The organism is Rhodococcus sp. 66b (assembly GCF_002076325.1).
Classification (GTDB): Bacteria; Actinomycetota; Actinomycetes; order Mycobacteriales; family Mycobacteriaceae; genus Rhodococcus_F; species Rhodococcus_F erythropolis.
In genome coordinates, this window is sequence record NZ_MUZB01000010.1 from 213,484 (window position 1) to 236,735 (window position 23,252).

Genomic DNA, 23,252 nt, shown 5'->3' on the forward strand with positions numbered 1-23,252 from the left:
GCATTGCTCGTTAAACGAAGGTGGGCAACAGAGTGAAAACCTGTTGCCCACCTTCAGTATTCATGCTTCAGCAGTCACTCCGTGTCAGAGGCGAGTGACTTCGAGTCCGCCTTCGTGGTAGTCGGCCCTCAGGCGCTTCTTGTCGAACTTGCCGACGCTCGTCTTCGGAACTTCCTGAACCACAGCCCAGTTCTCGGGGAGCTGCCACTTGGCGACCTTGTCCGAAAGATATTGCTGGAGTTCGGACATCGTGGTCTCGGAACCGGCGCGCAGAACAACCGCGACCAACGGGCGCTCGTCCCACTTCTCGTCCGGCACGCCGATGACGGCAGCTTCGGTGACGTCGGGGTGACCCATGACGGCATTCTCGAGGTCGACCGATGAGATCCATTCGCCGCCGGACTTGATGATGTCCTTGGAGCGGTCGGACAGGCTCAGGAAGCCGTCGGCCGTGATGGATCCGACGTCACCGGTCTTGAGCCAGCCGTCGTTGAACTTGTCTTCCGCATCGACGCCGTAGTACGACCCGGTGATCCAGGGGCCGCGCACTTCGAGCTCGCCGACGGAAACGCCGTCGTGTGCAACAACTTTGCCGTCATCGTCGATGAGACGTGCCTCGACGGATGCCGGGAAGCGGCCCTGAGAGTAGCGGTACTTCCACATCGCGTCGCCGGTGACACCGGCCGGCGGGCGGGCGACGGATCCGAGTGGGGAGGTTTCGGTCATGCCCCAGGCGTGCAGGACGGAGACGTTGTGGTCGGCTTCGAATGCGTGCATGAGGGCAGGCGGTACCGCGGAGCCGCCGATCAGGACCTCACGCATCGAGGAGATGTCCTGTGGGTTCTGCTCGAGGTAGAGGTGCAGGCCCTGCCAGATGGTGGGTACGGCCGCGGCGAACGTCGGCTTCTCGCTGGCGATGATCGCAGCCAACGGAGCAGGCTGGAGGAAGCGATCGGGCATGATCAGCGAGGCGCCGATCATGAACGCAGCGTAGGGAAGTCCCCACGACATGGCGTGGAACTGAGGCACCACGGCGAGTGCACGATCGCCCTGCGCGAGGTTGGGGCCGTCGCTCATGCAGACCTGCATGGAGTGCAGGTAGATCGAGCGGTGGGAATAGACGACGCCCTTGGGGTCGCCCGTGGTGCCGGACGTGTAACACATTGCGGCAGCACTGAGTTCGTCGACCTCGGGCCAGTCGAACTCGGTTGGCTGATCGGCGATCAAGCCCTCGTATGTGTGAACCTGCACGCCCTCGGGAGCTTCGAGTCCCGCAGTGGAGGAGCCGGTGACGATGATGTGCTTGACGGTTGTCAGCGACGGAAGCTGCGGAGAGAGAAGCGAAATCAGGGACGGATCGACGATGATCACGCGGTCCTCGGCGTGATTGGCGACGTGGATCAACTGCTCGGGGAACAGACGAATGTTCAGCGTGTGGAGCACAGCACCCATCGAGGGGATCGTCAGGTACGCCTCGAGGTGCTCGGAGTTGTTCCACATGAACGTGGCGACTCGCTCGTCACCCTCGACACCGAGTCCGCGCAGGGCGTGCGCAAGCTGTGCGCAGCGCTTGCCGACGTCTGCGTATGACACACGGCGCGGGCCGGACTCGGTCCACGTGACAACCTCGGAAGCGCCGTGAACGGAGGCACCGTGGCGGAGAAGTTGAGCAATGGAGAGGGGGGCGTCTTGCATGGTGCTCAGCATGGGCTGCTCCTGTGTGGTGTGTGAGACCGGTGCTTTTGCCCACGGGCCCTCACAAACGATGTGCTGTGGCTGCCAGATTAGTCACAGCTGCGAAGTGCTCGCTAGTGACCCACTGCACTAGCGAAAAACCACGCTATGAGTAGCGCTCCCGGATCGACCACTCCGCGAGCGGCTTCGCCCACATAACTTGCACGTCCGCGGTTCGCGAGCATGGTTTCGGTCGACTCCGCGCCGGCCGCCGCCGCTGCCGCTGCGCTGGCCAGAGCAGCGTCCCGATCGGCTCCCGAGTTCACGGATTGCTCCAACGACTCGACCGCCGGAACTATCGCGTCGACCATCGTCTTGTCGCCGACGCGTGCGCCGCCGAGCGAGGTGATGTTGTCGAGCCCCGCCCGTGCTGCAGCCGCGATCGCACCGAGGTCGAGTTCGGAGTCCGCTGATTCTGCGGCGACGCGGAAGAAATGCCGGAACCAGATGCCGAACAACGCGCCGGACGTACCGCCGGCGTGACCGAGGTACGCCTGGGAGACTGCATCGAATATCGTTGCAGTGGAATAGGTGTCACGGATCGCCGAGATGTCGAGCTGATCCAGTGCGGCCACCATGTTGGTCCCGAAGTCGCCGTCTCCTGCTCGTCGGTCGAGATCGGTCAGGGCAGGTTCCTGCTCCAGTACCTTCGCGGCCCAGTCCGCAATCCAGCCGCCGACGAAGCTGCTTTCGGCAGTGCGTGAGGTGTCGGGTGTGAATGTGGGACCGAATGATTCACGCTTGCCCATGCCGCTGTACTCACGTGCCATAGCATTCGGCCAGGCGGGCGCTTTTGTTGGCGCGTCCCATAATTCGAGGATTTCTTTGTTTGTGCGAACAAGGGTGATGGATGCTCCGGCCATGTTCAATGCAGTGACGAACGTTCCGATCAGCGTCCGCTCGATGTGAATTCCCTGGTCGGCCAGATAATCTCCGAGTTCGGCGAACAGTAGTTGCAGCTCCATTGGGTGGGTGGCTCCCAGCCCGTTGACGACCGCAATGACGTGATCACCTTCGGCGAGACTCAGGGACTCGATGATCGGATCCGTCAGCCGTCGCACCAATTCCGGTGCGGGCAGGGCGTCCACGCGTTCTGTGCCGCGTTCGCCGTGGATTCCGATACCAAGTTCCATCTGCCCGTCCGGTAGGTCGAACGACGGCTCGTCAGCCCCTGGCAAGGTGCATGGGCGAAGAGCGACGGCCATGCTGCGAGCCGAGTGCGCGACGTGTTGTCCGATCCGGGTCACCTCGGCCAGGTCGTCACCGCGGGCGGCCGACGCGCCGCAGACCTTCTCCACCACGATCGTTGCCGCAGTGCCGCGTCGCCCCGGGCCGCTACCGTCTGCGCGTTCGGTCGCGACGTCGTCGTCGACCAAGACGACGTCCGTGTCGATCTTGTCCTCGCGGAGTAGTTCCCGTGCGATACCGAAATTCATCACGTCGCCGGTGTAGTTCTTCACGATGTGCAGGACGCCGCCACCGGCGTCGGCAGCTTTGGATCCTTCATGGATCTGCAGTGCGTTGGGTGAGCTGAAGATCAACCCGGGACAGACGGCCGTGAGCATTCCTTCGCCGATGAATCCGGCGTGCATGGGTTCGTGACCCGAGCCGCCGCCGGAGACGAGCGCGACTCGCCCGCGTGGAAGGGGCTGTGCACGAGTGAGGTATCCGGGATCGGGGTTCCACGCGATGTCGTCGGTGGATGCGATCAACCCGCGGAGTGCGTCGGGAACAAATGTCTTTGCGCTGCGCATGAACATCACTTCAGAGTAGGTCTAACGTCGACTTCGGGCACGGATCGTGATCGACGAGAGGTGGACGGCGTGAAATTGGGGTTGGTACTTGCCGGTGGCGGCGTTGCGGGAATCGCCTGGGAAACCGGTTTTCTGTTGGGCGTTCAGGACAAATCGCCGGACGCTGCCGCAGCGCTGCTGGCAGCGGACGTATTGATCGGCACTTCTGCAGGTTCCACCGTGACTGCTCAGATTGCGGGCGGCGCGACCCTTCAGGAGCTTTTCGACGCACAAACGGCCGCTGCGACCGGTGAGATCGATCCGGAGGTAGATGTCGAGGTCCTCGGTCAGATGTTCGTCGACGCGATCGCGGGCTCCGCGGATCGGTCCGAACAACTTCGTGCGCTCGGCGAGGCAGCGATGGCCGCCGACACCGTCGAACCCGCCGTGCGTCGTGCGGTCATCGAGGCAAGGCTGCCCGATCGGTTGTGGCCCGAGCGGGTGTTGCGCATCCCGGCGATCAACGCACAGACCGGTGAGTTGAGGGTGTTCGGCAGTGCTGACGGCGTAGAACTGATCGACGCAGTCGGAGCAAGTTGCGCCGTACCAGGGGTGTGGCCGGTAGTCATGATCGAGGGCGACCGGTACATGGACGGCGGAATGGCAAGTGGCTCGAATGTTCATTTGGCTGCCGACTGCGATGTGGTCGTGGTTCTTTCACCTGCTGCCGATCCCGCCCCGAATCTGCTGGGCGGCAGCCTACGAGAGGAAATCGACGCGATGACGCAGTCACGGGTACTGGCGATCTTCGCCGACGACGCCGTCGTGGAAGCGATCGGAACCAACTCCCTCTCGCCGGCGACAAGGCGCCCGGCAGCTGAACTCGGACGCGAACAGGGTCGCCGAACAGCTGACGAGATCGCTGCGTTTCTGGTGACGGCATGAGCGCCGCACGGATTGCCGTGGTCCTGCGTCCGGAGCAATCCCCGGAAGATCTGGTTCGGCATGCGGGGTATGCCGACGAAGTCGGTATCGACGAGGTCTGGCTGTGGGAGGACTGCTTCTTCGGTGGAGGAATAGCCACTGCTGCAACTGTATTGGCCGAAACCACGCGCCTGGGAGTGGCGATCGGTGTGCTGCCGACGCCGATGCGCAACACCGCGATCACGGCGATGGAGATTTCGGCGCTGGCCAGAGTTCATCCGGATCGACTGCGTGTTGGCTTCGGTCACGGCGTTCAGAGTTGGATGCGGCAGATCGGCGCCAAGGTCGAATCGCCGTTGACCCTCCTCCGGGAGCAGTTCGGAGCACTCGAGCGATTACTGCGCGGTGAGTCGGTGACGGTATCCGGTCGATACGTGAATCTCACGGACGTCAAGCTGGCGTGGCCGCCCGAGAAGGTGCCGCAGTTGCTCGTCGGTGCCACGGGGCCAAAGACTTTGGCGCTCAGTGGTGAGTTGGCGCAGGGCACCGTGCTCTCGGGTGGGACGACCCCGGAAGGTGTTCGCCGGGCGATCGCTCATATCGGAGCGCAGGATCTCGAGGTGGTCGTTTACGTCATCTGTGCATTTGGTTCCAGCGGTCGTGAGCGCGCCCTTGCCGAGGCCGCAGCGTCAGGGTGCGAGTCGCCGGAGGAAGCGATTGCCGTGGGGACCGCGGCCGACGTTGCGGCCGCAGCAGTGCGATGGGTGGACGCGGGTGCAACCACCGTGGTACTCCAACCGACCGTTGACGAGCCGGACGTTCGCGAGTTCATTCGCCTTGTCGCGCAGGAGGTTCAACCGCTGATGGTGTAGCTCAGGCGGCTAGTCGGGACAGAACTTCGTCGATGTCGGCAGTGCTCACGTCTCGATGTGTCACGAACCGAACCTTCCCGGCGACGGTGACTGCACCGACGTCGACAGCGGCGAGCTGAGCAACGGTGGCCGACGGATCGGCTGTGGCGGCGAGAACGATGTTGGTTGCGGGTTCGTCGACAGCCCAGCCGCGTTCACGAAGGCCCGATGCCAGGCGTTGCGCATTGTCGTGATCGTCGGACAGGCGAGCTTGTGAGCGAAGCGCGACGATGCCGGCTGCGGCAAGCACCCCGCCCTGACGAACGCCGCCGCCGAGCATCTTGCGGATCCTTCGGGCTTCGGTGATCAATTCAGGTGATGCGGCCAGAATCGAGCCGACCGGCGCACCGAGTCCCTTGCTCAGGCACACCTGGACGGTATCGGCGCCGGAAGTCAGTTCGGTGGGCGAAACATCGAGTGCAGCAGCGGCATTCCAGAGGCGGGCGCCGTCGAGATGAATCTTCAAGCCGCGTGATCTCGCCGCGTCGACCAGTTTCGTCCACTCCGTCGGATTCATGACGGCGCCGCCGGCGAAATTGTGGGTGTTCTCGAGACAGAGCAGCGTGGTGTTCAACGTGAAGTACGGGCCGGGGGAGCCCGCCGCCTTCACGACGGTCTCGGGACTGGGACGTCCGGGTCCGCCGTCGTGCGGCAGCGCCATCGGCATTCCCTGTGCGAGCCAAGCAGCGGTGCCCAACTCTGACCCCAAGACGTGAGAGTGTTCCGGTGCGAGGAACTGATCGCCGCGGCGAAGGTGCAGCATCAGCGCAATCAGGTTGCCCATCGATCCGCTCGGTACCCACAAGGCCGCCGGAAAGCCCAGAGTATGTGCGACCTCTTCCTCGAGCGCCGCCATGGTCGGGTCGTGATCGAGGACGTCGTCACCGACCTCGGCGTCAGCCATCGCCTTCCGCATCTCCGCATCAGGCTTGGTGACGGTGTCCGAGCGTAGGTCGATGTACGACGAAGTCATGGCTCATTCGATCAAGCCGCGTGTTCCGGCGTCAAACCGCGGCCTTTGCTGGACGGCTGTTCCGGCCTGATAAATCAATATCGCTGAGGATGCCTTCCGTGTGATGATGGGCGCCGGCAATCGTCGGTGAAGAGAACAAGAAGTGGAAGGGACAGGCATGCGCGACTCGAAGCAAGCGTTGCACCTGCGCGGGCACTCACCCCGCGGCATTTCCCTTCCTGCATTCGGGGAACAGAGTGGCGCTGGATATATGCCGTTCCCCGTTTCTTGCATTTGCTCCTGACCCGTCTTCACGTCCAGGAGTTCCACTCCTCGACATGAACTGAGACGTCTCATGCGGAACCCGAACCGCGCATCTACCGCCGCTTCTCACAGTTGGATGAACCGGTCCGTCCGGGTACTCAACGCAACGTACGAGTACCTCGGTGAAGTGAGCGCCGATCGTGCGATCGTCCTGATCGCCACCGGTTCCGCGCAGTCCACCGAAGACGTGATCCCGATACTTCCGGTGCGCTCCAAGCACGTCGAGATACCACTGCCTCGGACGATCCTGCTTGCCGAGTACGTGTATGTCGCCCACCGGGTTACGGTCACCGATTCCAGCCGAGCGACCTTCGCCGGCATCTTCGACCGGGACGGTCGTCAATGTGCGTACTGCGCCGCCAGAGCAACGACCATCGACCACGTCCAGCCGCGAAGCCGCAACGGGCCCAACACGTGGGGGAATCTGGTGGCGTGCTGCAGTTCCTGCAATCAGCGCAAAGCGGATCGCACACCGGCGGAGGCCGGCATGCGGTTGCTGTGGGAACCGAAGGCGCCTCGACGCATCGAGAAAGTGCAGCAGAAGATCTGGCGTGAATTGAGTCGGACGTGACGGTGGAAAGGAGTAAGTGATGTGCGCTGACGAAATCTCGAATCTGGCTGAGCTTCTGCCGATCTCGGACGACCGAACCTGGTGGCAGGCGGAATGTCGAGGAGACCCCGAGCCGGACCGCTGGTTTCCCTTTCCGTCCGAAGGATACGACTACGCGACCGACGTGTGCAACAGGTGCCCGATTGCGGAATCGTGTCGCGAATTCGCCTCTGCCACTGGCCAGACCGGAATCTGGGGAGGAGTGAAGTTCGAGCAGGGCAGGATCGTCGCGGCGTGAGGGATCAGATTCCCGGCTCCGCGGCGATCGTACCGGCCGATACCGCCCGGCACAGAGCGTCGTGGTCACGTTCGGTTTGATCGGCGTAGAGCCGAGCAAACCGGGTGAGGGCGGTGTCGACCGTGTCCGAGGTTCCCAGGTAACCGGAAATCAGTGACGCGCCACTGGTTCGTGCATGTCCCTTGGCCAGTAGGCGACCGCAGATCGCGACATAGTCGGTCAAGGCTGCTGCATCGATATTGTTCAGGTCCACAGAACCTTTCATGTTCCGGAACTGACGGACGTAGTACTGGCGGTCGTCCACGGTACACCACCCGAGCAGTGGATCGCTGACTGTCTGGAGAGCCTGCTGGTATTCCGCGACGCGTCGTCCTTGGTGGTCGTGCCAGGCCGAGTCGCCGTGCACGAAGGGGGCAACGACGGATCGGCGAGCCTGCTTGAGCTGCAAGAAGATGACGTCGTCCGGGATGCTCCCTTCGCACAGGGCGACATACGCACGCAGAGCGACGCTTCCGACTCCGACAACCCGGTGCGCAACGTCGATGACGTTGTATCCCGAGACGACTCGGCGCCAGTGTGGTGCAAGGGTTTCGAGATACTCGTCCAGACCCTCCAGGAGGAACTCGGTGTCCTGCGGCGTGAGTCGTGTTGTGAGCGGCGGGTTCTCGACCAACTGGCGCCGTCCGTGATCCTCGACGGTGAACCGGGGCACCGCGTGATCGCTCGTACGCCGTCGTGCGCGCTCCGCGGCGCGTCGGATCTCGGCCAGCAACCCGGGATCAGTGACGTGGTCGGTCAGTCCGTCGAGATCGACCCGGTCGAAGGAGCGATCGAACAGTGGACGCTCGGAAAGCTTTGCCAAGTGGAGGCGATATGCGGACACACACGAGTTTGTCGCTGTTTCGCATTGAGCTTCGGTGAGACCGTTCTGCCGCCCGGCCACCCAGATGCTCGCAGCCAACCTTCTCAGGTCCCATTCCCAGGGGCCCGGATGTGCTTCGTCGAAATCGTTGAGGTCTATGACAAGTTCGCGTTCCGGGGACCCGTAGAACCCGAAGTTTCCGACGTGCGCATCCCCGCAGATGACGGGAGTGATGCCGGTGGACGGGAGTTGCGCCATGTCCTCTGCCATCAAGCCGGCGGTACCGCGCAGGAAACCGTACGGTGAAGCGACCATGCGTCCCACACGAATCGGAACCAACCAGTCGAGTCTTCCCTCGTGTGCCGTGTTGACCTGATCGACCGGATCGCGTCGGTTGGGCGGGGGCGTCCAGTCACCGAGCGACGATCGTGCTACTCGCTTGCGCAGGCCCTTCCCGATTTTGCGACGCTCACTGCGGGGCGTCTGACGCGCCCGCAAAGTCGCCCTGCCGTCCGGTTCGTTCTCGAGAGCCAGCTGACCGGCAGGCCTGTTCACCGGGTCCATGTCGGGCTCTCTTTCGTCGGGCGTGCGAAACTCGCGCTCGATCCTATGCCCGCTGGATTGCGCGCCGCGCGACGAGTTCCTTAACTACCCGCCTGGGCAATCAACTCGACAGCGCGGTCGGCGCACAGTTCCGGGTCCGGCATTCTCCCGATACCGAGGCATTCGACAACGGCGAACGACGTATCCGGTGTCGTTTCCACGCCGAGCGCCCACCCGAAGTAGTGATTCCAGGCGAGTACGGCTCGGTGGCCACTGTGCTGCGGAATCTCGCTGCCCAGAACGAGTACTGCGTCGAACGCGGGGCCGTCGCACCAGATGACCGATTCGGCGAAGGTGGAGCTGGCGACGGCGACTACGTACCTGTGACAAGTCGATTCACTCGGAATGGCGATGTGTGCACGCATGGTCGCTCCTCCGGCTCGGTTGCGATCGGAGGGTTCCCCGTTGCCGGCGCCGAAAAAACGCTTGGCAGATTACGTCCCGGCCACAGATCTACGACGCAGACGGTGTCTGAGATGTTTTTGTGCTGCCCGCGCGACCGAGCGAGTCGAGAGATACTGCTCGGCGGGTATCAACCGGGAACCGAACAAGTAGAACCTTTGGGCTTCGTCGTGGTCATGTGTGGCCGCGGAGATGAGCAGACGTTCGATCGCGGTGAACTTTCGCCCACCGGCGTAACCGCTCATGTAATCGATGTGTTTCGTCATACTCGCTCTGGCACTGCGGTATTCGGCCAAGGCAGCGTTCACGTTCCGATGCGAGTCGAGTGTGTGTGACGTCGTCTCCGTCAGCATTTGGGCGGTCGCGTCGACCAGCATCTGAGCGGTCTCCAGTGCCCACGAGCATCCGATGCCCCATAACGGGTCGTTGGTTGCCGCGGCGTCGCCGATGAGTGCGAACCCGTTACCTACCGGGTCGGTGAGGGTTGTGGAGAAGTGTTTGGTACCAACGATCTTCCCGACGATGTGCTCTCGGCGAACGGGCGGAGCGCCGGGTAATGCGTTGGCGTACGCGAGGAAAGCAGTAGACAGGTCGTCAGTGAACGGGCCGAGCTTGTCGAGGGCAGGGAAGACGACCAGCACGCTGATTCCGCCGTCGTTGGGGAGCAGATAGGCGACGTCGGGATCCATGAACCACGACAATGAAGATTCTCCGTCGGGTCGTTCGAGTCCGGAGAGTTGAGCGAAGTAGCTGAAGCGCCCGTTGGACGCACTCACCGAGTCGCAACGCGCGGATCGTGCGACGGTCGAATCCTTGCCGTCTGCTCCGACGGTCAATCGTGCTTCGACAGTGAAGGCCGAACCCTGTTCGGTGCCGTAGACGCCTGCAGTAGTGCCGTTCTTGGTCAGTAGTCCGGAAACACGATGTCCGAGAAGAAGGTCGACGTTCTGGTAGTCGTTCGCGAGTTGGCGCAGGAGGGGGTCGAGAGTTTCCCTTCGGACGTTGAATCCAGGCGGCGGTGAGTTCTCTGCAGCATCAGGGGTGATCATTCCCCACGGGGTCCAGAATTTCGGAACGGTTTCCACCATTCCCAGGGCGAGCAGTTTTTCCGTGGCGCCGAGTCGTTGCAAGATCGGGGCACCGCAGGGTTGTAGGTGGTGAGTGCACAGGACTTTGTGCGCCCGGATGTCGGAGCGAGCGTCGAGAAGCGCTATCCGCAGACCTTGCTGGGCGTACATGATTGCGGCCGCGCATCCCGCGATGCTCGCGCCGACAATCACAACGTCATAGTTTTCCCGTGCCTTCGAAGTCACTCGATCAGTTTAATGCATAAGGTTATAACTTAAATTTTACTGGATTTAGTCATCGTGTTCGGGCGTTAAGTCCCGAACTGCAGCCCGGATGGACTGTTCACGAAGCTCGTTCTCTCTGCGCAGTTCACGACGCCGACGACCGGCCTCGAATCGCTGCCTCGCGATTGTTCCGGTCGGCCGGAGTTGGGGTACCTCGGCCGGTTTTCCGTCGCTGCCCATTGCGACCATCGTGAAGTAGCAACTATTGGTGTGTCGAGATTTTCCGAGAAGAATGTCTTCGGTTTCGACGCGTATTCCGATTTCCATCGAGGTGCGCCCGGTGTAATTGACGGAAGCGCTGAACGTGACGAGTTCTCCGACATGCACCGGTTCGCGGAACACCACACGATCCACCGACAGGGTCACGACGTACGTCTGGGCGTATCGACTCGCGCACGCATAGGCGACCTGGTCGAGAAACTTCAGAATCGTTCCGCCGTGAACGTTGCCCGAGAAATTGGACATGTCCGGCGTCATGAGGACGGTCATGGACAACGTTTGTTTCGATGCTTGCTGCGATGCTTGCTTCAATTCGGGCAGGGAGTTCGATTCGGACATCGAGCGGGCCTCTTCGGGTCGGTGGACGGTGAAGAGACCGTATCCGGCCAAAAGGGTTACCCGCGCGTTCGGAAGAGCGCGGTGTCAGAGTTCGGGACAGTGCCAACGTGGAGGATGTATTCGCTGGTGGCGACGGGGCCTGTCGCACTCGACCTGAGATAGGGCTCGAGCGTCGAGCGGAGGTGCGCTGACATCGAAGCCCAATTCCCGGTGCTTCGAACGGCCTCGCGAAAGTTCTTCAACGCCGGTGCCTGGTCGCACAGTTCCTCGACGGGATCCGATCCGGCTGGTAGTTCCCACTCGAGCAGGTGGGAGGCCGAGCTCACCGACTCCAATCCGGCTGCCGCCTTCTCGAATTCGCTCGAGCTCGACCATGTCGTCGGTAGTGGTGTGATGCCATTCCACGCCGAGGCGGCCTCCCGGCGGAGTGCTGCTGCCCACCCGTTCTCCGACCACGTTGCGACGCAGATCTTTCCGCCTGGCCGGGTCACCCGCATCATCTCTGCGAGGGCAATCGAGGGGTCGGGGCAGAAGATGATCCCGAAGATGCTGACGCAGGCGTCGGCACTCGAATGCGGCCAGGGTAAAGACTGCGCATCGCCGATCGTGAAGGTGGGTTGGGTAGTGCCGGGGTAGGGAATCCAGCGTTCGCGTGCGACCTCGAGCTGGCTGGCGGAGAGGTCGAGTGCGTGGACCGTCATGCCTGACTGAGCCGCCGGGAGCGCAAAGTTCCCGGTTCCGGCGCAGACGTCGTACACCGTGCTCACATGCCCGATCGAGCGCAGTGCCTCCGTCGATGCCGGTGAGAGTTGCTCGGCAAGAGGCGAATACGTCGTACCATTCCAGTTTCCCTGATTCACGCCAAGCTCCTTTCGACTGCGTCGATGACCGTATCGAGCGCTGCGCCCGCCGCGCGCGCTGCTTCGTCGGGGTTGCGTTCCTCGATGGCAGCGATCAAGGGTCGGTGCTCGTCGACGTGGAAACCTGGACCGACACTGACGGCGGACAGCGAATCCGTCACGGCGGCAAGGACTCCCCGGTAGACGTCGATCAGTGCGGAATTGTGGGACGCCTCGACGATCGAAAGGTGCAGGGCCATGCCGGCTTCGACAGTGAAGCCGCCGACGTGACCGGGGTGGGCATTCCAGGCTGCATGTATCCGCGCGAGATCTTCGGGGGTGTGGCGCTGCGCTGCAAGTCGCGCGGCTTCGACCTCGAGTCCGCGTCGCAGGCTCAGTACGTCGAGAACGTCACCTCTGGCGAGCCTGCGCCCGAGTAGTCCTTCGACCGGCGACGCCGCCATGACGTACACGCCGCCACCGTGACGAACGGACAGAACTCCGGCGTGTGCAAGCGCCCGTACCGCTTCGCGCATGGTGTTTCGGGCGACTCCCAATTCCTCGACCAGTGCGGTCTCCGGCGGGAGTTTCGATCCGACGGGCCATCGGCCGGTCGATATCGCCTCCTCGATCGCCGCAGCGACGATGTCTACCTTGCGTCCGGAGTCGGACATGTGTGCCACCTCGGGTAAGTGAGTCAATGACTTTGTCCGAGGTTAGCGTGCTCTCACGAGTGGGTCAATGACTTGGGAATTATCCGCGTACGTCCAGGCTGCGGGCGTAGTGCTCCTTGAAAACCTCGAGATGCGCCCACGATTCCAAGCCGCTGACACCGTCGATGCCCCGGATTCGCTCGGACAGGGCATGGAGGTCGTTGGACGAGTTGGCGGCGACCGTCGCGATCACGTCGTACCGTCCGAGGGTCCGCGCGAGGAATTCGATTCCGGGCAGGGACTCGATCTCCGATACCGCGTTGTCGTCCCGTGAGCCCAGATTGACGCCGATGCCCATCGCCAGCGTCCGGCCACCACCTCGCCGCTTGACGACAGCGCCGACGCGCAGTGCCGTGCTCGCGATCAGGTGATTGACGCGATTGCGCACAGCGCTCGGCGACAGGCCGGTGTGTTCGGCCAGCTCGAGAAATGGCATGCGCCCGTTGCGTTCGAGCAGTTCGATCAAGGTGACGTCCGTCGAATCGAGTCGGATGTCGGCTTGTAAAGCGGTCTCGGGCATGAAGATTCCCTTGATGACGTCGACGTAGACCAGCGTGCTCACGGATCTGACGCCACGCTGTGAGCGGAGTTCGGCGATAGCGCGGTACAGATCGTCGTGGCTGGACACCCGAAGTTCCGCGATCACGTTGTACTGCCCGCTGACTGCCGAGATGTAGACGGCAGCCTCGGATTCGATCAACGCGTCCAGTACCGGGGTCATCGGTCCGGACACGGCGATCGACACGTGTGCGAGTGCCTTCAGGCCGAGAAGTTCGGGGTGTGCGACGGCAACCACGGACACCGTTCCCGAGTCGAGTAGTGCTTGCACCCTGGTGGACACTGCCGCGCGTGGGGCATCGACGGCCACGGACAGTTCGCGGTACGTCGCTCGCCCATTGCGTTGAAGAGCAGCGATGAGCTTGGAATCGAGATCGACCGTCATGGATGCCCCAACTTTTCCAGAGATTTTTCTGTATGAGCTTCCTATTAGAACAGTCGCATGTGGGCATAGATGATGTGGATAAGTGCAGAAATGCTCGAAAACTTGTACAAAAAAGTTGTGTACCACCTGGTCTGAAACTTTGATGCATTGCATAGCTCCAGGTCAGGGCGTAGTTTTCGCTCAACACGCAGTGACCTGCACCACCATCTCGACGAAGGACCACCATGCGCAAGTTGCACACGCACGAAGCCTCGCCGCTCGACGCCACCGCCACGATCTTCACCGGCGCCAAGATCCACACCGTTGACGACAGCACGGCGGGAGCCGAAGCGTTCCTGGTGTTCGGAAACCGCTTTGCCGCGGTGGGGACACTCGAGGAATGCCGCACGGAGGCGCGACGCCTGAGCACTCGCACGACCGCGGTGGTCGAACTCGACGGCGCCACCGTCGTCCCCGGATTCGTCGATCCGCACGCACACCCGTTGATGTACGGACAGATGCTCAGCTGGGTGGACTGCGGGCCGGAGAAGGCGCACTCGATTCCCGGAATCATTGCCCTGCTTCAGGAAGCGGCACTCACAGCTCCTGCAGGTGTCCCGATTCGCGGATACGGCTATGAGCACCGCAACCTGATCGAAGGGCGTCATCCGCTCAAGGAAGAGCTCGATCAGGTGGCCACTGATCGCGAGGTCTACCTCATGAACGCGAGCGGTCACGGCGGCGTCGTCAACTCCTTCACTTTCGACAAGCACGGCATCGATGCGAGCACTGAGAACCCGGCCGGTGGCGAGTTCTTCCGAGACGCAGACGGCGAGTTGACGGGCGAGCTGTCCGACGCCGCGTGCAACATCCTCACCGGTGTCAACGGTGTGAAGGTCGGCCATCACGGACCCAACTTCCATCTCGAGGACGAGCCGGAAGAGCACCTTCGCCAGCTGTCGGTCGCTCAGGACAAGTTCCTGGCCGGCGGCGTCACCACCATCGGCGACTGCCAGGTGACGCGTCGTGAATTCGACATGTACCTGCGTCTGGCCGAGCAGGATCAGCTCAAGACGCGTGTCAGCATGTACATGCTCAGCCATCTCCTCGATCACGTCATCGACACGGGAATGCATGGCGCCTTCGGCAATTCGCGGCTCGCGTTCGGCGGCATCAAGTTCTACGCCGACGGCACTCTCGGCGGCTGGACCGCATACTTCCCCGACGGCTACGTGGGCGACCCGTGCCGCACCGGGCAGCTCTACCATGAGCCGGCGGACTACTCGGAGCTCATTGCCAAGGCGCACTCCGTGGGTCTGCAGACCGCCACGCACGCACAGTCGCCGACCGCCATCGACATGGTGCTCGACGCCATCGAAGCAGCGCAGAAGGCTCACCCCGACGCCGACGCGCGTCACCGCATCGAGCACTGCGGACTCCCGACGGCCGAGCAGATCGCCCGGATGAACCTGGCCGGTGTCTACCCGGTGAACCAGCCGCAGCACTACTACAACTGGGGTGAGGGCGTCACCGCGGCGATCGGCACTCCGGGTGAGCGGTTCAACCCGCTCGGGGAGTTCATCGCTGCCGAGGTTCCCGTGACCATCAGCTCCGACGCCCCGGTCGCAGAGCCCAAGCCGCTCGAGGCAATTCAGGCAGCCGTCACTCGTGTGACACGTCAGGGCCATCAGCTCGGCTCCGATGCACTCCGCATCTCCGCCGACCAGGCACTGCAGGCTCACACGCTCAACGGCGCGCGTGCGCTGGGCCGTGAAGCGGAACTTGGCAGCATCTCGGTCGGCAAGCGGGCCGACTTCGTGATTCTGGGCGCGGACCTCCTCGAGGTTCCGGCCGACGCGATTGCGCAGATCGAGGTCCGGGAGACCTGGATCGACGGCGAACTCGCACATTCAGGTCATAACCACCTATTGTCGAGCACTTCGACCACCGAGGAAAAGTAATGAACCGAGAGCAACAGATCGTGAAGGCCCGCAAGGCGGGATTTGCAGCCTTCGTCGGTACAACCATCGAGTGGTACGACTTCTACGTCTATGCCACGGCAGCCGCCCTGGTGTTCGGTGACATCTTCTTCCCGCCCGGAACCGATCGCCTGACCGGCGTTGCGGCGGCGTTCGCGACGTACGCCGTCGGGTTTTTCGCCCGCCCCCTTGGTGGAATCGTGTTCGGCCATGTCGGTGACAAGATGGGCCGACGCACCGCTCTTGTTGTCACCCTGACGCTGATGGGTGCAGGAACATTCCTCATCGGCATGTTGCCCACGTACGCGTCGATCGGGTTCTGGGCGCCGCTACTGCTGGTCGTGCTCCGCTTCGTCCAGGGCTTCGCCGTTGGCGGCGAATGGGGTGGCGCAGTCCTGATGGCGGTCGAGCATGCTCCCGAGGACAAGAAGACCTTCTACGGCGGATTCGCTCAGCTGGGCAACCCGGCCGGCGCCCTTCTTGCCACCGGTTTCTTCAGCATTCTCTCCACCTTCGGCGACGACGCTCTGCGCGAGTGGGCCTGGCGTCTGCCGTTCCTGTGCTCGGCACTGCTGATTCTGGTCGGCTTGGTCGTTCGCCTGAAGGTCGAGGAGTCCCCGGTCTTCGAGTCCGAGGTGAAGTCCGCGGACGTTCCGGAGATGCTGCCGCTCAAGTACGCGCTGGTGACCAACTGGCGTCCGATCATCCTGGGCATCGGCATTTTGCCGGTCGCAGTCGGCGGCTACTACCTTGTGACGACCTTCATCACGGCATACGCAACCGACCCCGACGTCGGCTTGTCGGAGACGCTGATTCTCAACGCGCTCAGTGTCGCTGCAGTGGTCGAGTTGATCGCGACTCTGGGCGTGGCGTGGCTCGGCGACAAGGTGGGGCGCGTCCGCGTGGTCATCTGGGGTCTTGCTGCGGTCGCAATACTCGCAGCGCCGCAGTTCCTGGTGCTGAAGTCAGGATCCGTGTTCCTGATCTTCCTGACGTTTGCGGTCATGCGACTGGTGCTTGCTGCCACGTATGGTCCGATCGCCGCCGTTCTCTCACAGATGTTCAAACCGCAGGCGCGCTACACGAGCATCTCGTTGGCGTACCAGGGTGCCGGCGCGATCTTCGGCGGTTTGTCTCCGCTGGTCTCGACGCTGATGTACAAGGCAACCGGCAGCATCTGGCCGGTCATCGCACTGCTGATCGGCATGTGCATCCTGAGCATCGTCTGCCTGCTCTTCGCTCCGCAGCACGTGGACGAGGCGACCGACACCGACGGTGTGCGGCAGGACCTCAACAAGGAATCGGCCTCCGCCTGACTGCCGAGAATCGGCTTCCGCCTGACTGCCGAGAATCGGCCTCCACCTGACAACTGAAAACACGAAGCTGGGGCAGTACACGATTTCCGTGTACTGCCCCAGCTGTCGTTTCAGGTCAGTTGTCGTTCAGAGCAGGTCAGGCGCCGACGAGATGGCGATGAAAATGATCGCTGCGTCGGTGGGCCTGGCTGAGATTCCTGATCTCGCGAAGCCAGAAGTGAGACGCCAGAGCGTTGTTGCTTCCGTAGCCGGTGCCGGAGGTGTCCTCGTCGATCAAGGCGACAAGCGCCTTGATCAGGCTGGTGACCTTGAGGTTGTTGGTCTGAGAATGTCGTACCAGCAGGTCGGCGGCTTCGTCGGTGCTGCAGCGGTAGAGCGTGCAGACAATTTCGAGAGCCCGTTCGCGGAGACGGCCCGAAGTAGTCGGGATCCGTAGTCCGTTTGTCGGGACACTGTTCGTCTGGTTGTTCGTGTCGTCGGGGTGAATCATGGTGTTGTACAAGGTATTCCTTTGAACCACATGGGTTTTGGGCCCGTGCGGTGTGTAGCGCATGTTGATACTGGTGCAGTCGGTACGCGATTGGCGGCGGACTCTGTCGGAGCCTTCGGCCTGGTCAACAATCTGCGGGACTGATGAAAGTGCGTAGTGATCAAAGGCGCGGATTTGCACCGAACTGGAAGTCTGCCCCTGGAACGAATATTGGAACTGTCGTTCCGGGCGAAGCGACCGGCTGCCTGACTGACGGCTGCCCTCTGATAACCCCACCGTACGTCATGGAGTTGGTTTCAGCTAATCCTTTTGCGGGCGATCATGCTCACAGTAGGCGGTTTCACCTGCTCAAGGAGTGTTTACGTGATCGATTATTGCTTGCTTGGTGATAGCCCAGGCGTTGGTTGTCGGGTTGCCGAAGTCGCCGTGGCCGACGCCGGGTAGTTCGATCAGATCGACCACGTCGCCTGCTGCTCGTGCGGCACGGGCATAGCGCCGGCTCTGTTCGACCGACACGACCTTGTCGCCGAGTCCGTGGATCGCCGTGACGGGGAGCCCGGTGGGGAGATGTTCGATCGGTGACGCGATGCGGTAACGGTCAGGGTGATCGACCGGCATGCCGCCCAGAAGATTTCGAACAAATCGATCTTTGCCCGCGGTTGCGGCGAGTGTCATGTCGAAGACGCCGGCCATGATCGTCGCCGAACGAATCGGCACGGTGAGGTCAGGCGCGGGAGCATCCGTGTCCTGTTGTGGTCGCGACGCGACCCACGCGGCCAGTTGTCCGCCCGCGGAGTATCCGGCGATGTGCACGCGACCCAAATCCAGTCGCCCGGAGGCCTTTTCCTGAACGATGCCGGCAAGCGCGTTGGTCGCCGCAACGGTATCGGAGAGAGTAGTCGGCCAACCGCCCTGCCCACCTATACGTCTGTATTCGATGTTCCAGACCGCAATTCCGTAGGGGGTCAGCGTTTTTGCCCACGCACCCGCGTACTCCAGATTGCTCTTCTGCGCCCAGCCGCCGCCGTGGATCAATACGACGACTGGCAGGTCACCGTCCGATCCGGGTGGAAGATACAGATCGCCGAAAGTATCTGCGGCAGCGGCGTAAGCGATGCGTACCGCAGGGACATCGCGGTCGAGACCGGTGGCGCTGGCGACCGAGATCACGAGCGTGAAGATGCAGACGAGCGCTACGGCGAGGTACCTGGCCAAGCGGTCGCGGGAGCGGTGCGCGATGGCTTGATTCCTCTCGGTCTGCGACGGACGATTGTCAGGAAATCAGTCTATCGGTGCCGAGTGAATTCATGGGGTGAGCGAATTTGCGGTGCTTGCTCGTATTCGTAGTTCGCTACGGGTGTGGGTCGGCGCAGAGGGTTCGTCACCGTCGATCAGGGCGAGCAGTGCATCCACCGCCAAAGCTGCTTGTTCTTCGGGGAAGAAGTCGACGGCGGTGATCGGGGGATCGGAGATCAGTAGAGCGGGCTCGTCACTGTCCTGGGCGATCAAGATACTTCCGGGAATTGACAGGCCGAGATCGAGCGCCGCTCGTGCAGCGGCGGGGGCGCAACCGAGGATGACCGAGAGAATCGCGTCAGGGGGATTCTCGGATGTCAGTGCTTTGTGAGTCGCCCCGTATGCCGCGGAGACGAGTTGTTCGACGGAATTGACGCCCTCGAACGACGCCAGGTCGTCGGTGGCTCGGGGCGACACGCCGTGGATGCGGCACCATTCGAGGTAAGCGATGGTCGTTGCGCGAGTCCATGCCGAATCCATTCCGGGATTGAGGACAAGGATATCCGTTGCGCCCTGTTCGGTGAGGTGGTTCAAGAGCGTTTCGGTCGTGGCGAAGAGATCCGGCGAAATACTCCATCCGAATTGCTCAGGGTTGCCGGGACCCACTACGACAGAAGGTATTCCGAGTTTCTTCAAGATGTCGACGCGAGGGTCGTGCATCATCGGGTCGACGACGATCACACCGTCCATCTCGATGCGACGCAGTCCGTTCGGGTCTTTCATCGACGGCAACAACAGGAGTGAGTGATCGGCGTGGAACGCTGCCTGTGTGGCGGCGGTCGCCACACGGCCGTACCAGTCGAAGTTGAGGTACTCGGCCGAGGAAGGCTCGTCCGGAGCCGGGAGCATCAACCCGAGGGTGGCGGTTCGACCCGAGCGAAGGTTTTGTGCTGACCGATTGGCTCGGTAACCCAAGCGATCCGCAACCTCTTGAACACGCGCCCGGGTGGCAGAGTCGACTCTGCCCTTGCCGTTGAGTGCGTAGGAAACTGTGGACACGGCGACGCCGGCGGCTGTCGCGACATCGCGAAGCGTCGGGACGTTCGGCGTGATCATCGGGGTCGCGTCCTCTAGTTGCTGGGCGGTTTCTACTCAAGAGTAACGCCCAATCGTTTCGGCAGGGGGAACCTGGCGGACGATTGTTCAGTCGAAGAAATTTCGCCGAATCGTTTCATCAGAGCTATTGACTATGCCGAAACGTTTCGGCACTCTCGTAGAACACCGGGACAACTTCGAGTGAAATTCGGTCGACCTCGGGCACCCTCATTCCCAGTCCATGCGCCTAAATACGACGATCCACGGAGTTACCCCATGAGAGAGAAAACCCGTCCACGTCGCGCGGGCGCTGCTGCCGCGTGGTCGGCCCCTGGTGGCTTTGTCGAACGGCCGGGATTGATTCCGGGAGCGCCTGAAGTTTGGGTCTACGCAGACAAGTTCTCCTACTTCGCCGGTGACACCGTCTCGGTGCGGGTCCACACCACCGCTGACGAATACGACATCGAGGTGGTGCGTGACGGCGCGCGCCCACAGAGCATCGTCAAGTACATCGGGCTACCAGGAAAACAACAGTCGACGCCCGACGACGCCTATGCGACCGGGTGTGATTGGTCGGAATCCGTTGCCTTCACCGTTGCACCGAATTGGGCTTCGGGGATGTACCTGATCCTGGTTCGAATGCGTCACGAAGGTGTGGTCGTCGAACGTGAGGGCTTCTTCATTGTCAAGGCACGTGAATCCGAGCACGCTGACATGGTCCTCATCCACACCACGAGCACGATGTTGGCCTACAACGACTGGGGCGGAGCCAACAATTTCCGTGGTGCCCCGGACGGTTTCGGCGACGTGGCGACACCGATTTCGTCGACGCAGCGTCCCATCGCGCGCGGGATGTTGCGCAAACCCGAAGGTGCAGCGCGAAACATTCACACCGATATGCCGGGAATCGGATGGGTTCCGCGGCACCCGCCGTACGAATGGGCCTGGGTGAACGGATACTCGCGCCATCACGCCGACGCATTCTGGGCGACGTACGAACGCCCGTTCACGGTGTGGGCGGAGGAGCAAGCGTTTCTCGTACACCACATCACCCAGCACGACCTACATGAGGATCCTTCAGCGCTGCGCGGATATTCGTGTGCAGTCGTCGTCGGTCACGACGAGTACTGGTCGTGGGAAATGCGTGATCGTCTCGACGCATTTGTCGAAGGAGGAGGCGGCCTGGCGCGATTCGGCGGGAACTTCCTGTGGCAGGTACGCATCGAAGGTGACGCGCAGATTTGTTACAAGAACCCCTTCGACGATCCCATACGAGAAGTAGACCCCACCCGCGTCACCACGGCATGGGATTCCCCCGAGATTGATCGGCCGGGCGCGTGGACGATGGGTTTGACCGCGATGGCGGGGGTGTACAACCGTTACGGTGCAACAGCTCCGAGGTCATCCGGCGGCTTTACCGTATACCGGCCCGATCATTGGGCATTGAACGGAACCGACCTGTATTACGGTGACAACTTCGGAATCGCGCCGGTCTGTATTGCTGCTTTCGCAATGGACGGTGCGGACTACACGTTCAGGAAGGGTCTGCCGTACGCCACCGGTGTCGACGGTGCACCAGAGGATCTGGAAATCATCGCAATGGCGCCGGCAGTATCGGGGTCACGGGACAACTGGAACGGCACCGCTCCGATTGGTGTGCCCTTCGCCGAGGTGTCGGGAATCTTCGAAAGTGCCTATGGGAGAGAACTCCCCGAGCATCTGCGCGAGTTCGAATACGGTTCGGGAATGGTGGCAACACATCAGCGCGGTCTCGGAACCGTTTTCAATGCCGGGACGACCGAGTGGGTCAGTGGACTGATCCACCGGGATCCTTTCACCGAACGAATAACCGCAAACGTACTGAATCTGTTTGCTGCGCAACTGTCGAGTTTCACTGAGGAGCCAGACTGACGGCGGCGACCAGCGGTAGAGTTTGTTGCCCGAGGATGATGGCCGAAAGAGGATCCATACGTACGTATGTATGGAGATATTGAATCGACTTGACCAGGGTTTTTAATCCAAACTACCGTAGTCTTCGCCGTTCAGTTGGATGACGGGTGGGTGTGGGGAGCTGCCGAACTTCGACAGTCACGTGCGGATCTCCACGATCAGATCCGCACGTGACCTGGCCGCTGCGATTACGTCGGCGTTCGGTTGATCCACCCGTCTCACCCAGTCCGCGGCCGCTTCGGAACTCCTCCCGAAGCGGCTGTGGCGTTTCACCAACCGCTGCGTGCGTGTCGCCTCCGGAACCTCGAGGTACCAGACGGTGTCGATCGCCGCTCGTACTTGTGGCCAGCTGCCGTTTGGTAGGAGGAGGTAGTTTCCCTCGGTGACGATCAACGGCGTTCGAGGCTCGACAGCGGTTGCGCTGCCGATTGATTCGTCGATCTCGCGATCGAAGACGGGCGCATACACAATGGAGTCTTCGGATCGGAGGCGGTGTAGAAGCGCCGCGTATCCGTCGGCGTCGAAAGTTTCTGGAGCACCTTTTTGCCCACGTCTGCCGAGTCGGTCGAGTTCCCGATTGGCAAGGTGAAAGCCGTCCATCTCGACGACGGTGCAGAGTGAGTCCAGTTTCTGCGCAATTGCCTGTGAAGCCGTCGATTTCCCGGCTCCAGGGGCTCCCGCGATGCCGAGAATGTATCGGCCGTTGTCGGTGATCAGTGAAGCGGCGCGTGAGGCAAGTTGATCGAGCGTCAGCGAGACGGTCGGCGGTGAGGTCCTCACTTGTTGCTCCGATCAGTCCGAGGTCCGGTGGATCGAGGGTACGCCGGAGGTCTTCGACCGTTGACAGTCTGAATGGACTGTGAAACTGTGAGCCATGCCACTCGAGAGGCTGGAGGTGTGACCGTGACCCTGCGTGACGCGCAGCGCGAAGCCACGCGCCACCGGATTCTCGATGCCGCAACGGATTTACTGATAGCGGACGGGTATTCGTCGTTGACGACGCAGTCGGTTCAAACGGCTGCCGGAGTCAGTCGGGGCGCTCTCCTGCACCACTTTCCGAATATGCAGGAGCTCACTGCCGCGTTGGTGTCGAATATCGTCGTGCGGAACGAGGCGGCGGTGAGGTCGGCGATGTCTCGACAAGACCCGTCGGTGGATACGATCGAGAATTCGATCTCCGCTTTGTATTCGGCGTTGACTCAGCCGCCGTTCCAAGCGGAACTCGAACTGTGGTCGGCGGCTCGGACGGATCCGGTGTTGGCGGAGGTTCTCCGCGAATCGGAGCGCGTCGCCGGGCGGGATTTGCAGCGAGTTGTCCATGACGCGTTCGGGCCTGAAATTGTTGCTTCCGAGAACTATTCGCAAATTGCAGATCTAACCGTGCTGATGCTCCGTGGTTTGGCGTTGTCCCGGGCGGTACACAAGAGCGATGCCTCTGCGCGTCGTTCGATCAGTCAATGGGCGGGCGTTGTTCGCCTGCTGCTCACCCAGAACTAGCGCAACTCGTTT

The 23,252-nt window shown here is 62.1% G+C and carries 22 protein-coding genes; 8 read left to right on the plus strand and 14 right to left on the minus strand.

Annotated elements, in window-relative coordinates; all coding sequences use genetic code 11:
• Positions 1-84: 84 nt before the first annotated feature.
• Together B0E55_RS20125 and B0E55_RS20130 are read right to left on the minus strand one after the other, a co-directional pair.
• Positions 85-1,707: a long-chain fatty acid--CoA ligase gene (locus B0E55_RS20125; RefSeq protein ID WP_080910321.1), complete on the minus strand. Its 1,623-nt coding sequence runs from the start codon at positions 1,705-1,707 to the stop codon at positions 85-87.
• Positions 1,708-1,808: 101 nt separating this feature from the next.
• On the minus strand, positions 1,809-3,494 hold the full coding sequence (locus B0E55_RS20130; RefSeq protein ID WP_080910322.1) for a dihydroxyacetone kinase family protein: 1,686 nt from the start codon (positions 3,492-3,494) through the stop codon (positions 1,809-1,811).
• A gap of 54 nt (positions 3,495-3,548) precedes the next feature.
• On the opposite strand from B0E55_RS20130, the gene B0E55_RS20135 reads away from it, so the two are divergent.
• Positions 3,549-4,412 carry a patatin-like phospholipase family protein gene (locus B0E55_RS20135; RefSeq protein WP_019745826.1) on the plus strand — a complete coding sequence of 288 codons (864 nt, stop codon included), beginning with the start codon at positions 3,549-3,551 and terminating at the stop codon, positions 4,410-4,412.
• The gene (locus B0E55_RS20140) at positions 4,409-5,263 is read left to right on the plus strand and encodes an LLM class flavin-dependent oxidoreductase (RefSeq protein WP_020971177.1); all 855 of its coding nucleotides are present in this window, start codon (positions 4,409-4,411) and stop codon (positions 5,261-5,263) included. Before B0E55_RS20135 ends, B0E55_RS20140 begins: the two co-directional genes overlap by 4 nt.
• A 1-nt stretch (position 5,264) precedes the next feature.
• Here the strand turns inward: B0E55_RS20140 and B0E55_RS20145 are convergent, their stop codons facing one another.
• Positions 5,265-6,275, minus strand: a complete 1,011-nt coding sequence (locus B0E55_RS20145) for a threonine aldolase family protein (protein WP_019745824.1) — start codon at positions 6,273-6,275, stop codon at positions 5,265-5,267.
• A 334-nt stretch (positions 6,276-6,609) separates the two neighbouring features.
• Between B0E55_RS20145 and B0E55_RS20150 the strand changes: the two genes are divergently transcribed.
• Positions 6,610-7,149: an HNH endonuclease gene (locus B0E55_RS20150; RefSeq protein ID WP_020971175.1), complete on the plus strand. Its 540-nt coding sequence runs from the start codon at positions 6,610-6,612 to the stop codon at positions 7,147-7,149.
• Positions 7,150-7,168: 19 nt separating this feature from the next.
• Positions 7,169-7,426, plus strand: a complete 258-nt coding sequence (locus tag B0E55_RS20155; protein WP_003943196.1) for a WhiB family transcriptional regulator — start codon at positions 7,169-7,171, stop codon at positions 7,424-7,426.
• A gap of 4 nt (positions 7,427-7,430) precedes the next feature.
• Here the strand turns inward: B0E55_RS20155 and B0E55_RS20160 are convergent, their stop codons facing one another.
• The 7 genes from B0E55_RS20160 to B0E55_RS20190 form a co-directional block, all read right to left on the minus strand.
• On the minus strand, positions 7,431-8,852 hold the full coding sequence (locus B0E55_RS20160) for a DUF2252 domain-containing protein (protein WP_080910323.1): 1,422 nt from the start codon (positions 8,850-8,852) through the stop codon (positions 7,431-7,433).
• Positions 8,853-8,932: 80 nt separating this feature from the next.
• On the minus strand, positions 8,933-9,256 hold the full coding sequence (locus tag B0E55_RS20165) for a DUF6292 family protein (protein ID WP_019745820.1): 324 nt from the start codon (positions 9,254-9,256) through the stop codon (positions 8,933-8,935).
• A 69-nt stretch (positions 9,257-9,325) separates the two neighbouring features.
• Entirely contained in the window at positions 9,326-10,606 is a 1,281-nt protein-coding gene (locus tag B0E55_RS20170) for an NAD(P)/FAD-dependent oxidoreductase (RefSeq protein WP_241896102.1), read from the minus strand.
• A 45-nt stretch (positions 10,607-10,651) separates the two neighbouring features.
• Positions 10,652-11,203, minus strand: coding sequence for an acyl-CoA thioesterase (locus B0E55_RS20175; RefSeq protein ID WP_020909529.1), 552 nt, complete (start codon positions 11,201-11,203; stop codon positions 10,652-10,654).
• A 56-nt stretch (positions 11,204-11,259) separates the two neighbouring features.
• A complete protein-coding gene (locus tag B0E55_RS20180; RefSeq protein ID WP_080910324.1) occupies positions 11,260-12,063 on the minus strand; it encodes a class I SAM-dependent methyltransferase in 804 nt (267 codons plus the stop codon).
• Positions 12,060-12,716 carry a FadR/GntR family transcriptional regulator gene (locus tag B0E55_RS20185; RefSeq protein ID WP_020909527.1) on the minus strand — a complete coding sequence of 219 codons (657 nt, stop codon included), beginning with the start codon at positions 12,714-12,716 and terminating at the stop codon, positions 12,060-12,062. The genes B0E55_RS20180 and B0E55_RS20185 overlap by 4 nt, the downstream gene beginning before the upstream one ends.
• Positions 12,717-12,795: 79 nt before the next feature.
• Positions 12,796-13,698, minus strand: a complete 903-nt coding sequence (locus B0E55_RS20190; protein ID WP_019745816.1) for an Lrp/AsnC family transcriptional regulator — start codon at positions 13,696-13,698, stop codon at positions 12,796-12,798.
• Between the two features lie 224 nt (positions 13,699-13,922).
• On the opposite strand from B0E55_RS20190, the gene B0E55_RS20195 reads away from it, so the two are divergent.
• Both B0E55_RS20195 and B0E55_RS20200 read left to right on the plus strand, forming a co-directional pair.
• A complete protein-coding gene (locus B0E55_RS20195; protein WP_047888249.1) occupies positions 13,923-15,638 on the plus strand; it encodes an amidohydrolase in 1,716 nt (571 codons plus the stop codon).
• Positions 15,638-16,972 carry an MFS transporter gene (locus B0E55_RS20200; RefSeq protein ID WP_020909524.1) on the plus strand — a complete coding sequence of 445 codons (1,335 nt, stop codon included), beginning with the start codon at positions 15,638-15,640 and terminating at the stop codon, positions 16,970-16,972. The genes B0E55_RS20195 and B0E55_RS20200 overlap by 1 nt, the downstream gene beginning before the upstream one ends.
• 136 nt (positions 16,973-17,108) lie before the next feature.
• Here the strand turns inward: B0E55_RS20200 and B0E55_RS20205 are convergent, their stop codons facing one another.
• The 3 genes from B0E55_RS20205 to B0E55_RS20215 all read right to left on the minus strand — a co-directional run bounded on the left by B0E55_RS20205 (position 17,109) and on the right by B0E55_RS20215 (position 19,814).
• The gene (locus B0E55_RS20205; RefSeq protein ID WP_024487573.1) at positions 17,109-17,474 is read right to left on the minus strand and encodes an ANTAR domain-containing protein; all 366 of its coding nucleotides are present in this window, start codon (positions 17,472-17,474) and stop codon (positions 17,109-17,111) included.
• Between the two features lie 336 nt (positions 17,475-17,810).
• On the minus strand, positions 17,811-18,677 hold the full coding sequence (locus B0E55_RS20210) for an alpha/beta hydrolase family protein (RefSeq protein WP_080910325.1): 867 nt from the start codon (positions 18,675-18,677) through the stop codon (positions 17,811-17,813).
• 90 nt (positions 18,678-18,767) lie between these two features.
• The gene (locus B0E55_RS20215; protein WP_070385036.1) at positions 18,768-19,814 is read right to left on the minus strand and encodes a LacI family DNA-binding transcriptional regulator; all 1,047 of its coding nucleotides are present in this window, start codon (positions 19,812-19,814) and stop codon (positions 18,768-18,770) included.
• Positions 19,815-20,069: 255 nt separating this feature from the next.
• On the opposite strand from B0E55_RS20215, the gene B0E55_RS20220 reads away from it, so the two are divergent.
• On the plus strand, positions 20,070-21,704 hold the full coding sequence (locus B0E55_RS20220; RefSeq protein WP_080910326.1) for a N,N-dimethylformamidase beta subunit family domain-containing protein: 1,635 nt from the start codon (positions 20,070-20,072) through the stop codon (positions 21,702-21,704).
• Positions 21,705-21,881: 177 nt separating this feature from the next.
• Here the strand turns inward: B0E55_RS20220 and B0E55_RS20225 are convergent, their stop codons facing one another.
• Complete coding sequence (locus B0E55_RS20225; RefSeq protein ID WP_069145397.1) at positions 21,882-22,523, minus strand: nucleoside/nucleotide kinase family protein; 642 nt, start codon at positions 22,521-22,523, stop codon at positions 21,882-21,884.
• Between the two features lie 123 nt (positions 22,524-22,646).
• Between B0E55_RS20225 and B0E55_RS20230 the strand changes: the two genes are divergently transcribed.
• Complete coding sequence (locus tag B0E55_RS20230) at positions 22,647-23,240, plus strand: TetR/AcrR family transcriptional regulator (protein ID WP_020909519.1); 594 nt, start codon at positions 22,647-22,649, stop codon at positions 23,238-23,240.
• Positions 23,241-23,252 lie beyond the last annotated feature (12 nt).